Source organism: Paraburkholderia sp. C35, assembly GCF_003121405.1.
Taxonomy (GTDB): domain Bacteria; phylum Pseudomonadota; class Gammaproteobacteria; order Burkholderiales; family Burkholderiaceae; genus Paraburkholderia.
Genome location: NZ_QBUY01000070.1, coordinates 32636 through 46400, shown reverse-complemented (window position 1 = coordinate 46400; position 13765 = coordinate 32636). Strand labels below are relative to the sequence as shown.

The 13765-nt window shown below is 64.5% G+C and carries 11 protein-coding genes and 1 riboswitch; of the genes, 5 read left to right on the top strand and 6 right to left on the bottom strand.

From position 1 onward, the window contains the following. Positions 1 to 654 precede the first annotated feature (654 nt). The 4 genes from cobM to cbiE are packed head-to-tail and all read right to left on the bottom strand — an operon-like array spanning position 655 to position 4463. Positions 655 to 1383 (bottom strand): precorrin-4 C(11)-methyltransferase, encoded by a 729-nt coding sequence (gene cobM, locus DK391_RS30285; protein ID WP_109481685.1) that lies wholly within the window; start codon positions 1381 to 1383, stop codon positions 655 to 657. Next, entirely contained in the window at positions 1380 to 2117 is a 738-nt protein-coding gene (locus DK391_RS30280) for a cobalt-precorrin-6A reductase (RefSeq protein WP_109481684.1), read from the bottom strand. Before DK391_RS30280 ends, cobM begins: the two co-directional genes overlap by 4 nt. Next, positions 2114 to 3214, bottom strand: a complete 1101-nt coding sequence (locus DK391_RS30275) for a cobalt-precorrin-5B (C(1))-methyltransferase (RefSeq protein ID WP_109481683.1) — start codon at positions 3212 to 3214, stop codon at positions 2114 to 2116. Before DK391_RS30275 ends, DK391_RS30280 begins: the two co-directional genes overlap by 4 nt. Before the next feature lie 40 nt (positions 3215 to 3254). Beyond that, positions 3255 to 4463: a precorrin-6y C5,15-methyltransferase (decarboxylating) subunit CbiE gene (gene cbiE / locus DK391_RS30270; protein WP_109481682.1), complete on the bottom strand. Its 1209-nt coding sequence runs from the start codon at positions 4461 to 4463 to the stop codon at positions 3255 to 3257. Positions 4464 to 4554: 91 nt separating this feature from the next. After that, positions 4555 to 4743, top strand: a riboswitch (cobalamin riboswitch). An 85-nt stretch (positions 4744 to 4828) separates the two neighbouring features. On the opposite strand from cbiE, the gene cobG reads away from it, so the two are divergent. From cobG to DK391_RS30245, 5 genes are all read left to right on the top strand, one after another. Further along, positions 4829 to 6217 (top strand): precorrin-3B synthase, encoded by a 1389-nt coding sequence (cobG, locus tag DK391_RS30265; RefSeq protein WP_239482993.1) that lies wholly within the window; start codon positions 4829 to 4831, stop codon positions 6215 to 6217. Next, complete coding sequence (locus DK391_RS30260) at positions 6210 to 6836, top strand: precorrin-8X methylmutase (RefSeq protein WP_109481680.1); 627 nt, start codon at positions 6210 to 6212, stop codon at positions 6834 to 6836. The genes cobG and DK391_RS30260 overlap by 8 nt, the downstream gene beginning before the upstream one ends. Next, a complete protein-coding gene (locus tag DK391_RS30255) occupies positions 6836 to 7594 on the top strand; it encodes a precorrin-2 C(20)-methyltransferase (protein ID WP_109481679.1) in 759 nt (252 codons plus the stop codon). The genes DK391_RS30260 and DK391_RS30255 overlap by 1 nt, the downstream gene beginning before the upstream one ends. Beyond that, positions 7591 to 9312 (top strand): precorrin-3B C(17)-methyltransferase, encoded by a 1722-nt coding sequence (cobJ, locus tag DK391_RS30250; protein ID WP_204117472.1) that lies wholly within the window; start codon positions 7591 to 7593, stop codon positions 9310 to 9312. Before DK391_RS30255 ends, cobJ begins: the two co-directional genes overlap by 4 nt. Positions 9313 to 9475: 163 nt before the next feature. After that, entirely contained in the window at positions 9476 to 10429 is a 954-nt protein-coding gene (locus DK391_RS30245; protein WP_109481677.1) for a flagellar brake protein, read from the top strand. Positions 10430 to 10531: 102 nt separating this feature from the next. Here the strand turns inward: DK391_RS30245 and DK391_RS30240 are convergent, their stop codons facing one another. Next, positions 10532 to 11671 (bottom strand): OmpA family protein, encoded by a 1140-nt coding sequence (locus DK391_RS30240; RefSeq protein WP_109481676.1) that lies wholly within the window; start codon positions 11669 to 11671, stop codon positions 10532 to 10534. A 50-nt stretch (positions 11672 to 11721) separates the two neighbouring features. Further along, positions 11722 to 13765: YadA-like family protein (locus DK391_RS30235; protein WP_204117471.1), on the bottom strand; the 2044-nt coding region annotated here is incomplete at its 5' end.

The following is a 13765-nucleotide window of genomic DNA, read 5'->3' as shown; positions in this document are numbered from 1 at the left end:
TTGAATATCCACGGCAGAAACTGGGTTGTTCAGACATTCCTAAGCAAAGAAAGCGGGCTAACACCGCTAATGCTAGTTGTTGCCTGCGGGCCCCCGACCGGTCCTATCCCTCACACGGCATCTCCCTTCTTGATGCCCGCTGCCAGCGCTCTTTACGAGCGCCTCACCCACTCCAATCACCCGTAGTGCATCCAGCGGCAGCGACCCGTCACTGCAGCCCAGGTGGCAAACGGTGTGTCGGTTGTCGCGCCTTACACGTCGGCGATCCTACGAGACACACCGCCTTTGCTTTTCAGTCCGGAGTGATGCGTATAAGGCGCGAAAGCCTACACACCGTTTGCCACCTGGGCGGCCTGGGCCGAACTGGTAAGGCTTGCTGTGATGCGGGAGTTTGAAGCGGGTGATGCGCTCTTAAAGAGTGCTGGCAGCGGGCATCAAGAGAAGCGATGCCGCATGAAGGATAGGACCGGCTGGGGGCCCGCAGGCAACTACAAGAACTGGCGGTGTTAGCGGCTTTCTTTTGCCTACTTTTCTTTGCCGCGGCAAAGAAAAGTAGGTGCTGCCCCGCACAGGGGCGACGCATGAAGCACCACTAACAAATCGCGGATGCCATAAAAAGGCAAAGGCAAAGGCAAAGGCAAAAACAAGCCAACCTCACCCGCCCTTGGCATACAAAGTCGAATCCGAAAAATGCTCAGCCTCGAGCACCCGACCAACCAATATCAAAGCAGTACGCTCAATATCCGTCGCTTGAACCTTACCGACAATATCATCCAAAGTCCCAATAACCCGTTCCTCATCGGGCCAACTAGCCCGATACACCACAGCGACAGGACAATCGCCCCCATAGTGCGGCACCAGCACCGCAACAATACTGGCAAGATGCCTAACCCCAAGATGAATCGCCATCGAAGCCCGATGCCGCGCAAGATCGTCTAATTCTTCGCCCACAGGCATGGAAGTCTTCCGCGCATAGCGCGTCAGGATCACCGTCTGCGACACATCAGGCAACGTCAACTCGACACCCAGCGCCGCCGCACACGCAGCAGTCGCCGTGACGCCAGGCACAATCTCATACGGAATATCCAGCGCCCGCAACCGCCGGATCTGCTCGCCAATCGCGCCATACAACGACGGATCGCCCGAATGCACACGCGCCACGTCCTGCCCTTTGGCATGCGCGTCAGCAAGCAACCCGACAATCGCATCGAGATCGAGCTCCGCCGTATTCACCACCGTCTCGGCAATGTTGCCGCTCAACACGGCTTCCGGCACCAGCGACCCGGCATACAGAATCACCGGACACGTCCGCACCAATCGCTGCCCTTTCACCGTGATCAGTTCAGGATCGCCCGGCCCCGCGCCGATAAAAAACACCGTCATTTCACACCACTCCAATCTTCTTCGTTCAACGCGCGCAGCAGTTGCGCAGGACTGTCGAATTCGCGGTCCACATCCGGCAACGTCGGTCGCTGCATCATCACAACAGGCACGTTCAACTCCCGCGCGACATCGAGTTTCGCTTGCGTCGCAGCACCGCCGCTATTCTTCGTCACCAGCACGTCGATATGATTCAACGCGAACAGCGCCCGCTCGCCGTCGATATCGAACGGTCCGCGTGCGTCGATAATGCGTGCGCGCTCGTTGCCCGGATGCGCATCGAGACATCGCACGATCCAGTATTGGTGCACAGGTATCTCGTCCAGATGCGCAAGCGGCTCGCGGCCCGACGTGAACAGCACGCGTTTGAATGGCCTGATCGCGTCGATCAACCCGTCCCATCCGTCGACCATGCGCCAGTCGTCGCCAGACTGCGACGTCCAGCCCGCGCGGCGCAGCGCCCAACAGGGAACGCCAGCCTCGTGGCATGCGGCCGCTGCGTTCGCACTCATCTGCGCGGCATACGGGTGCGTCGCATCGATGACCAGCGTAATGCGTTCGCTGTCGATAAACCGCGCCAGCCCTTCAACACCACCAAACCCGCCGACGCGCACCTCACACGCGAGGCCCTCCGGCACGCGGCCGAGTCCCGCGAGGCTATATACATCGCGTGCTTCGAGTTGCCGCGCAATCTGCAACGCGTCGCCCGTGCCGCCCAGCAACAGCACGCGCCTCATCGCGCGGCTCCCATGATGTTGCCCTGCCGGTCGATCGCAAACATCTCGACTTCGACCGAGGCCGGCACGATCTCGCGCGCCACGTCGCGCGCATGCGCGCAGACGATGTCGCCGAGCGGCACGCCTTGTTTCAGCGCCATCGCAAGCGCTTCCTGGCTCGTGTTCGCGCCGACGATGGCCGCCTGCAATGCGGCGTCGCTCGCGGCGTGACCTTCGGCCCACGCGGCAAGCTGCGGCAAGTCGATGCTCGAATGGCGGCTATGCAGATCGAGATGCCCGGCTGCGAGCTTGCTCAGCTTGCCGAAGCCGCCGCACATGCTCAGCTTGTCGACCGGCGCGCGCTTCAGATGCTTGAGCACCGCGCCCGCGAAGTCGCCCATTTCGATCAACGCGATATCGGGCAACTGGTAGTAAGCGCGCATGGCGTCTTCGCTCGCGTTGCCCGTGCACGCGGCGATATGCATGTAGCCGTTCGCACGCGCCACGTCGATGCCCTGATGAATCGACGCGATATACGCTGAACACGAAAACGGCCGCACGATGCCCGTCGTGCCCAGTATCGACAGCCCGCCGACAATGCCCAAACGCGGGTTCATCGTCTTCTGCGCCAGCGCTTCGCCATTCTCGACGCCTATCGTCACGTCGAAGCCGCCTGCGTAGCCATGTTCGGCGGCCAGTTCGGTCAGATGCGCGGTCATCATCTGACGCGGCACCGGGTTGATGGCCGGTTCGCCGACAGCCAGCGTCAGGCCCGCGCGCGTCACCGTGCCGACGCCCGGCCCCGCGTGAAAGCGCACGCCGGGCGCGTCGGCAAGACGCACGCACGCGAACACCACCGCGCCGTGCGTGACGTCGGGATCGTCGCCGGCGTCTTTCACGGTGCCGGCTTCTGCCGCGTGCGCCTCGCCCGCGAGCAGGCGGCAAAACTCGAGCTTCATCGGCACATGCTGGCCTTTGGGCAAGACGATGTCCGCGACGTCGCTGGCAACACCCGTCAGCAGCAGACGCGCCGCCGCCAGCGACGTCGCCGTCGCGCAGCTTCCCGTCGTGTAGCCGCTACGCAGCGGCGCGGGTTGTTCGGGCGTTTCGTCGCGCATTACGGTTTACGGGTAAGTTGTTCGGGCGTTTCGTCGCGCATTACGGTTTGCGGGTGTCGAGTAACGTGATCGGCAGCGCGGATCGCCAGGTTTCGAAGCCGCCGAGGGCCTGCGCCTCCGCCAGCGCGATACGCGTCAGCGTGCCGCCGTGCTGCGCGCGCCAGGCAAGCAGCGCCGCTTCGCCTTCGAGCGTGACGGCATTGGCAATCAGCCGCCCGCCTGATTTCAACGCGTGCCAGCACGCGTCCAGTACACCGTGCGCCGTGACGCCGCCGCCGATGAACACGGCATCGGGCGCGGGCAGGCCTTGCAACGCATCGGGCGCCTTGCCTGCAATCAGTTGCAGTCCCGGCACGCCGAGCGCATCGCGATTGTGTTCGATGAAACGCTGGCGCTCGCTGTTGGCCTCGATCGCGATGGCGCGGCACGTGGCGTGCGCGCGCATCCATTCGATACCGATCGAGCCGCTGCCCGCGCCGACGTCCCATAGCAGTTCGCCGGGTGCAGGCGCAAGCCGGCTCAATGTCAGCGCGCGCACGTCGCGTTTCGTCAGTTGACCGTCGTGGCGATAGGCGTCATCGGGCAAGCCGGGCGTCAACGCGAGACGCGGCGCGTTCGCTGCGTCATCGCGCCGGCAGTCGAGTGCGATCACATTCAGTTGCGCCGTCTCGCCGATCGACCAGTCGTGCGCACGGGCATCGATCACGCGTTCGGACGCGTTGCCCAGATGCTCCATCACGATCATGCGCGTCGCGCCGAAGCCGCGTTCGCGCAGCCACGCGGCGACGCTGGCGGGCGTCGTGCCGTCCGTGCTCAGCACGAACACGCGCGCGCCGTCGTGCAACTGCATCTGCAACGCAGCAAGCGGGCGGCCGACCAGCGACACCGTCGCGACGTCCTGCAAGGCCCAGCCGAGCCGCGCTGCCGCCAGCGACACCGACGAAGGCGCGGGCAACACGCGCAATTCATCGGCGGACAGGTGACGTGCGAGCGTCGCGCCGACGCCGTAGAACATCGGGTCGCCGCTCGCCAGCACGCACACGGGCGTGTCGCGGCGCGCCAGCACAGGCGCGATGTCGAATGGCTGCGGCCACGGCTCGCGCGCGGCGGACAGGCATACGGGCAGCATCGCCAGATGGCGCTCGCCGCCGTAGATCACCGACGCGTCGATCAGCGCGCGCCGCGCCGCTTTCCCCAGACCGGCAAAACCGTCATCACCCATTCCCACCACGGTCAGCCACGCCGACATGCCTCGATCCTCATCTGCTTGCGGTTGTACCGAAAACGCTGCAACGGGCCGTGTTTAAAGGCCGCGGCATCGTTGCGCTGTTCGAAAAAAGGCATAATACCCGTTCGCCGGTGCCTTTCGGGGCCTAAGAGGGAACACACATCACTGCGATGACCGTGACTGCCCCCGCAACTGTATGCAGCGAGTCCACGCCAATTTGTGCCACTGGTGATACCGGGAAGGCTGGCCGTGGATGACGACCTGCAGAGTCAGAAGACCTGCCGGCTCATTGTTCGTGCCAGCCAACATCGGGCGGGGTGTACCGATGCCGAGCCGCTCTCCTTCGAGATGCCCGGGCCGTCGCGCGACGCTTACCCGGTAATGTCTTGAGCCACGCTTTCCATTCGTACGACGCTTCCACCTTGCGCCCTTCGGCCTGTCCGGGGTTGCTGCGCATCGTGCCCGCGCTCGACGGTGGAATCTGCCGCGTGAAGCTGGCGGGCGGCCTGCTCAGTGCGCCGCAGGCCATCGCCATCGCCGATGCCATCGACCAGCACGCATCCGGCATCGTCGATATTACGAATCGCGCGAATCTGCAGTTACGGGGTGTGAAGCAGGGTCATGAAGATGCGCTGATCGCCGCGCTGCTCGGTGCCGGCCTCGGTCCTCAGGAAACCTCGCATACCTCTGCCGACGATGTACGCAACGTGCTGGTCAGCCCCGCCATGGGCCGCGACGCTCATGCCCTCTGCGATACGGGCGTGCTCGCCGAAGGTCTGCTTTCACTGCTGCAAAGTGATACACGTTTTGCAGCGCTATCGCCGAAATTCTCGCTGATGCTCGATGGCGGCGAGCGTCTGATGATGCTCGATCATCCACACGACATCTGGTTTTCCGCAATCGGGCAGGAAGCGCACGAAGATGGCCTGTCCGCGTTCGGCCTCGCAGGATGCCCGCCTGTCACCGCGAGCCACGAAAACGCACTGGCAGCCGTCGCAGCGCGTGATGTCGTCGCGTTCACGCAAGCGCTGCTGCACGCGTTTCTCGATCTTGCCGCACCGGAACACAACCGCATGCGCGATCTGTTCGCCACGCATCGTGCGCAAGACGTCGTCGCACAAGCCGAACGCAACAGCGGCGTGCGTCTGCTGCGCGGAGATTCGATCTCCCAATGGCGCCGTACAACTGCCGATGCATCGCGCAGACTCGGTGCACATCGTCAGAACGACGGACAGCGTTTCCATGTCGGCGCACAGCCTGCGTTGGGACGCGTCAACAGCGCCACCTTGCGCGGCCTCGCTCAACTTGCGCACGACAACGAAGGCGCGACGCTGCGCATGACACCCTGGCAAAGCGTGCTGCTCACCGACATCGTCACTGCCAACATCGACGGCACCTTACAGACACTCGAAGCCCTCGGCCTCGCGACCACGCGTAACGATCCGCTAACCCGCGTGATCGCGTGCACCGGCTCGACGGGTTGCGCGAAAAGCCACGCAGACACCAAAGCCGACGCGCTGACACTAGCCGCACACGTGCCTGCACACACGCAGGCGCATCTGAGCGGCTGCTCACGCTCATGCGCCGCCGCGCACCGCGCGCCCTTTACGCTGCTCGCCGTAGCCGAAGGCCGCTACGACCTCTACCAGACACACGACCCGCGCGATCCGACCGGCTTTGGCCGCTGCATCGCGCGTGGCCTGACAATCGACGAAGCCGCGCACAAGCTGCAAGCCTGCGCCGCTTCCTCAACCGATGAGCCATTCGATGCTTGACTACATCCGCGACGGACAGGAAATCTATCGCCAGTCGTTCGCGACGATACGCGCGGAAGCCGATCTCTCCCACATTCCCGCCGACCTCGAAAAGCTCGCCGTGCGCGTGATCCACGCGTGCGGGATGGTCGACATCGTCGGCGAGCTGCGCTTTTCCGACGGCGCTGGCCGCGCGGGACGTGAGGCGCTCGCCGCAGGTGCGCCCATCCTCTGCGACGCGCGCATGGTTGCCGAAGGCATCACGCGCGCGCGGCTGCCTGCAAAGAACGACGTGATCTGCACACTCGGCGATCCGTCCGTCCCCGCCCTCGCGCGCGAGATGAACAACACGCGCTCGGCGGCGGCACTCGAACTGTGGCGTCCGCATCTGCAAGGCAGCGTGGTGGTGATCGGCAATGCGCCGACGTCGCTATTTCATCTGCTCGACATGCTCGACGGCGGCGCGCCGCGCCCCGCGCTGATTCTCGGCTTCCCGGTCGGCTTTATCGGCGCGGCGGAATCGAAGGCGATGCTCGCCGCCGACAGCCGCGGCGTGCCCTTCGTCGCCGTGCAAGGCCGGCGCGGCGGCAGCGCGATGGCGGCGGCCGCCGTGAATGCGCTGGCATCGGAGGAAGAATAATGAGCGGCCAGCCGAACAGCACGCGCGGACGTCTCTTTGGGCTCGGCGTCGGCCCCGGCGACCCGGAACTCATCACGCTGAAAGCGCTGCGGCTGCTGAAGTCCGCGCATGTGGTGGCGTATTTCGTCGCGAAGGGCAAGAAAGGCAACGCGTTCTCGATCATCGAATCGCATCTGGGCAGCGAGCAGGAACAGTTGCCGCTCGTCTATCCCGTGACGACGGAAGCGCTCGAACCGCCGCTGTCGTATGAGGCGATCATCGCCGATTTCTACGACACGGCCGCCGAGGTAGTCGCAAATCATCTCGACGCCGGCCGCGACGTCGCTGTGATCTGCGAAGGCGATCCGTTCTTCTACGGTTCGTATATGTACCTGCACGACCGGCTCGCGAACCGGCTCGACCCGCGCTTCGAAGCCGAAGTCGTGCCCGGCGTGTGCTCGATGCTCGGCGGTGTCGCCGTGCTCGGCCAGCCGCTCGTGTATCGCAACCAGACGCTGTCGGTGCTGTCGGGCGTGCTGCCCGAAGACGAACTCAAGCGGCGTCTCGCGGACGCCGACGCTGCCGTCGTGATGAAACTCGGCCGCAATTTCGATAAGGTGCGCCGCGTGCTTCACGAACTCGGCCTCGCCGACCGCGCGCTCTACGTCGAACGCGCGACGATGGCGAATCAGCGCATCGTGCCGCTCGCCGAAGTCGATCCGATGGCGTCGCCCTATTTCTCGCTGCTCGTCGTGCCGGGGGAAAAATGGCAAGGATGAGCACGCCGCCCGCCATCGTGATACTCGGCGTCGGCGCGCTGGCTACTGCACGGCGTATCCAGCCCTGCTACGAAGGCGCCAGGGTTCACGGGCTGCAAGGCCGCGTCAACGATGCAGACGTCGCCTACACGGAACTCAACGCGCACTTGCGCGAGCTGTATTCGAGCGGTACGCCGATCGTCGCGTTGTGCGCGGCGGGCATCGTGATCCGCTGCCTCGCGCCGCTGCTCGCGAACAAGGGCGTCGAGCCGCCTGTGCTGGCCGTCGCCGAAGACGGCAGTGCCGTCGTGCCGCTGCGCGGCGGGCTGTCGGGCGTCAACACGATGGCGCGCGAGATCGCCGCCGCGCTCGACGTGCCGCCCGCGATCACGACCAGCGGCGAGTTGCGCTTCGGCGCGTGCGTGCTGAATCCGCCCGACGGCTACACGCTCGCGAGCATCGATCAGGGCAAGCGCTTCGTGTCCGATCTGCTCGCGGGCGAAGCCACGCGTAGCGAAGGCGACGCGCCGTGGCTCGACGACGTGCAACTGCCGCGCGCCGAAGATGCACGGCGCGCGATCCGCGTGACCCCGCTGGCCTGGAGCGGCGCGACTGACGAACTGGTGATTCATCCCCGCAGCGTCGTGGTCGCGGTCGATGCAAAGACGGCGGGCGACGGCTTGTACGAACGTAGCCTGGCCGCGGCGCAGGAGCACGGGCTGGCTGCGCAATCGCTCGCGGTGCTGCTCGCACCGCTTTCGCTGGCGAGCGATCCTGCGCTTCGGCATGCCGCCGACGCGCTACAGGTCACCTTGCGCTTCACCGCCGACGACGCCCAGCCCGCCAGGTCCGCCGGCATGCTGAGCCGAAGCTTGCGCGTGCCTCACAAGACGCTCGGCGCGGAACAAGCGCACATCGCCTTCGCCGTCGCCCATGCGCCGCTCGCTCCCGCAACCGTCGGCAGCGCGCGCGGCAGGCTGAGCGTGATCGGCCTCGGCCCCGGCGACGCGTCGCTGATGGCGCCCGCGGCACGCGCCGCGCTGACGCAGGCCACCGACATCCTCGGCTACGAAACCTACGTGAAGATGGCCGGTCCGTTCCGGGCCGCTCAGCGCGTGCACGGCACCGACAATCGCGAGGAGATGCAGCGCGCCCGCCATGCGTTCGAACTGGCGAGTGAGGGGCGGCATGTGGCGATGGTGTCGTCGGGCGATCCGGGTGTGTTCGCGATGGCCGCCGCCGTGCTCGAAGCGCTCGACGATGCCCGCAACGAACCGCATAGCGCCGCGTGGGCCGCCGTCGAACTGGAGATCGTGCCCGGCGTCTCGGCCGCGCTGGCGACGGCCGCGCAGGCGGGCGCGCCGCTCGGCCACGATTTCTGCATGGTGTCGCTATCGGACAATCTGAAACCGTGGTCGATCATCGAAACGCGGTTGCGGCACGCCGCCGAAGCCGATCTCGTGATGGCTTTCTATAACCCGATTTCGCGCGCGCGGCCGTGGCAACTCGACAAGGCGCGCGATATAGTCCGCGAATTCCGTGCGCCCGCAACTGTCGTGGTGCTCGGCCGCGATATTGGCCGGCCGGGTGCGACCTTGAAAACCACCACGCTTTCAGAACTGAAATCCGCCGAGGTCGATATGCGCACGATGGTGATCGTCGGCTCGTCGACCACACGCGCGTTCCGCCTTGATAGCAGCGGTAAGGAATGGGTTTACACGCCACGCTGGTATGAATAGCCGCGGATTTTAACGTTTGCAGCGCTTTAATTCGCGCGCATTATCGATAATAAATAAAGCGGGTAAATCGCCGACGGCCATTGAGCTGAAAAAATTTATTAAAGTTTTTTCAGCGCACGACGTATACAGCGGTTAACAAGGGCCACCGCTAAATTCGAACAACATGCAAACCAGTGAAGACACCGTCGACGTAGGCGCAAGCGCGCCCGCCGCTACGCGCCAGCTTTCACCCGACGCGGTGCCCGTGGGCACCCCGCTCGAGTTTCCGATTGTCGATGACGATGGCACGCTGCTGTTCGAGCGCGGCGCGGTCGTGATCGGCGCGGACGAGCATCGCTTTCTGTTCCAGAACTTCAAGCCGCAGCGCGGCGATCTCGGCGGCGAAGCCGAAGGCGACGGCACGATTGCCGCACAAGCCGCCCCTAAAACGGGCGACACCGACGCGCTCACGCTCAAGGAGATGCATCTGACGATCGGCGCGCTGATCGGCGTGCGCTCGCAGGTCGGCATGGGCGCGCCGATGCACCCGTCGCGCATCATCGGCTTTGCGCCGAACGAATCGCTGTTCGTCACGCCGCCGCTGGTCGACGGCAAGCCGATGCCGCTGTCGATCGGCGAGAACGTCGAGATCGTCGCGATTGCGAGCCAGGCGGTGTTCCGCTTCGTGTGCACCGTCGATTCCGTCTGCCAGGTGCCATTCCACTATCTCGTGCTGTCGAAGCCGGGCGTGGTGCGCCGGCTGCGCGAGCGCAAATCGGTGCGCGTGCGCGCGAGCCTGCCGCTGCGTTTCAGCGTCGAAGCGGAAGGCACGGCCTACGAAAGTCTCGGCCTCGTACAGAGCGTGAGCGCGATGGGCATGTCGTTCTCCGCGCCGTGGACGGTGGGTGACGTCGGCAAGCGTATTCGCGTCGCGTTCACGCTGCGCTCGAAAGACATGGATACGTCGATCGAAACCACTGCGACGATCCGCAATGTGCAGCCCGGCTCCAAACCCGGCGATCCCGCCACGCATGGCATCGAGTTCGACAGGCTCGATCAGGTCGAGCAGATGGCGCTGAAGGTGTATGTGTTCGACCGTATCGACGATGTGATCTTCTGGACGAGCGGACCGAAGTAAGCTTTTTACTTTTACACCCGCTATAAAAAAACGGCCCGGTCATCTGTATGACCGGGCCGTTTGCGTTGTGGGCCGCCGAATCACAGCGACACACACAGGTTGCTATTGCTGCGCTTGCGGCGGCAGTTGCCACTGCGTGCGCTGTGGCGGCTGCTGAAGCTGCTGCAAGCTAAGCTGCGGCGTTTGCGGCCGCTGCTGCACTTGCGGCTGCGGCTGCTGCGTCATCGGCTGTGCACGCGGCGTCTGCATCACGACGGGCGTCGCGGGTGCGACGGGCGCATTCGACACCGACTGTCCGCTCACGCGAATTTCCACGCGACGGTTCGGTGCCAGACACGCGATCACGGCAGCCGACTTGCGGCCCGGACAGGTCGCAACGGGCGCAGTCGAGCCCGCACCGCGCACGTCGAAGCGTGCCGGGTTCAGCCCACGCTCCTTCAGTGCGTCCGCGACAGCCTGCGCGCGCTTGCGCGACAGTTCACGGTTGTGTGCAACCGAACCGAAGCGGTCCGTGTAACCGATCACCGTGACCACGTCGATCGATTGCGCGCGCTTCAGGTCGGTTGCGAGGGCATCGACTGCCGTCACGCCATCCGGCTTCAACCTCGCGCTATCGAAGTCGAACAGCGCGTCAGCCGACAGCGAAATCGGCTTTGCGCTCACGACAGGCTGCACATCGAGCGGCGGAGGCGGCGGCGGTGCACAGCGATCCTGCTCCTGATTCACCTGCACGCTCAGCTTCTGCGCGCGTTCGATCGCCTCCCAGCCGTGTACCCAGCGCGTGCCCTGGGTTTCTTCCTGCTCTTTCCAGATTTCATCGGTGAGAGCAAGCAGCCGCCCTGCCGGTTCGCTTTTGCATTGCGATGCCGACACCCGTGCGTTGGTCGCTTCGATCGCGCGAATCGCCTGCACCCAGTTGTCGCGCGTTGGCCAGACTTTCGCCGAGTACAACGGCTGCCATGGCGTGCTCTGGTCGATCAGGTAACGCGCGTCGCTCAACGCGCGCTGTGCTGCATTGTTGTAGACCTTCGAAACGAGCACGTGACTGTCCTGACGCTCAGCGATTTCGAGGAAACCTTCCGCCACGCCACGACGATAAGGATCCGCGATTTTCTGGGCGGCGGGCAGCAACGCCTCGGCCTGGCTTTTGATGCTGTCCGCGAACGCAGGCGCGACGCATGCAGCGGCCAGCGTTACGGCAAGCGTCACGCGTGCCGTTCCGCGTAATGTTGGTTTTGTCATAGAGTTCTCCGCGTCCGCCGCGCTTATCGCGCGGCGGACGCCTCAGGGCATCAGAAGCCGATCGTCACGCCTGCCGACGCACCCGTGCTGGCGCTGCCGCCTGTCGAGCGCGACACGTGAGCGTTGACGAGCACGCGATCGTTGACCCAGTAGCTCGCGCCGACGGCGAGCGCTGCCGCCCCGCCATACGTGCCGGCTGCCGCCGACATCTGGAAGTTGCCTTCCGCGCGAGCATTCGGGATCAGCGACGTTGCCGCCATCGCCGCCGCACCCAGCGAGTTCATCTTGTCGTTCATCTTGCTGAACTGGCTGTCGGTGTACGAGTTCGCTTGCTGCACGGCCTGATTCACCGTATTGCTGCTTGCGTTCGTAATCGCGTCGTTCAACTGGCCGACGTTGACGGCATCGGTGTTGGCCGTGCCCGCTGCGACGTTCGTGATACGACGCTGCTGGCTTGCCGAACCGACGGACACGGTGTTGTCTTCCGACGCCACCGAGCCTGCACCGAGCGCGACCGAGTTGTTGCCGGTAGCCGTCGAGTTCGCGCCGATTGCGACGGCGTTGCTGCCCGTTGCGCTCGATGCGTAACCCGTTGCAACCGATTGCAGACCGTTCGCAACCGCGAGCGCACCCATTGCCGTAGCGTGCGTGCCGCCTGCCTGCGCCGCTTCCGTGTTGCGGTCGCCATCGCCAACGAACAGCGTATCGACACCCGTACCTGCGTTGGTGATGTTGTTGACCTTCGACACCAGATCCGCGTACTGCGAGTAGTTCACCGCATCGTTGTCCTGCGTTCCCGCAGCAACGTTGTGGATCGCCACCGGTGCAGCATTGGCGCTTCCGTCACCCAGCGTGATGCTGCTGTAGTTGGTCACGGTGTTGCCGCTCGCATCCTTCGTCGTGTCGTACGTCACGGCCGTCTTCGTCGAACCATCGCCGTTGATGATGCCTGCCGCCTTCAACTGCGCGACGTTGACCGCATCCAGATCGTTCGTGCCCGCTGCGACGCCCGTCAGAACGCGCGCCCCCGCCGTGCCCGTGAAGTCGACCACCGAACCGTCCGTCTTCGATGCAACGAGAATGTTCTTGCTCGTTGCGTCCTGCGTCACCAGACCAATACCGCCTTCGTTGATCTGCGTCTGCAGGTTCGTGATGTCGGTCGAGTTTGCATACGTGCGAGCGTCGAGGTTCGTGATCGCGCCTGCAATGTTCGTCACCGTCGAGCCACCCACGATAAACGTCGGATTGCTGATCGTGCCGTTGGCGTTGACCGTCGAGCCGCCACCAATGGCGTTAGCCGTCGATGCCGCCACGTTGTACAGCTGCGTACCGTTCACCGCGTCGAGGCTCGATGCGTTGACGTTGCCTGCTGCCACGCCCGTGAGCTTGCGCGCACCCTTCGTACCCGTGAAGTCGACGATCGAACCGTCCGTCTTCGATGCAACGAGGATGTTCTTACTCGTTGCATCCTGCGTCACCAGACCGATACCGCCGTCGTTGATCTGCGTCTGCAGGTTCGTGATGTCGGTCGTGTTCGCGTACACACGGTTGTCGAGGTTCGTGATCGCGCCCGCGATGTTCGTCACCGTCGAGCCGCCGATGTTGAACGTCGGGTTGCTGATCGTGCCGTTGGCGTTGACTGTCGAACCGCCACCGATCACGTTAGCCGTCGATGCCGCCACGTTGTACAGCTGCGTACCGTTCACCGCGTCGAGGCTCGATGCGTTCACCTGGCCTGCGGCCACGCCCGTCAGAACACGCGCACCCTTCGTACCCGTGAAGTCGACGATCGAACCGTCCGTCTTGGAAGCAACGAGGATGTTCTTGCTCGTTGCGTCCTGCGTCACCAGACCGATACCGCCGTCGTTGATCTGCGTCTGCAGGTTCGTGATGTCGGTCGTGTTCGCAAACACGCGGTTGTCGAGGTTCGTGATCGCGCCGGCAACGTTCGTCACCGTCGAACCGCCAACGTTGAACGTCGGATTGCTGATCGTGCCGTTGGTGTTCACCGTCGAACCGCCACCGATCACGTTAGCCGTCGATGCCGCCACGTTGTACAGCTGCGCGCCGTTCACCGCGTCGAGGCTCGATGCT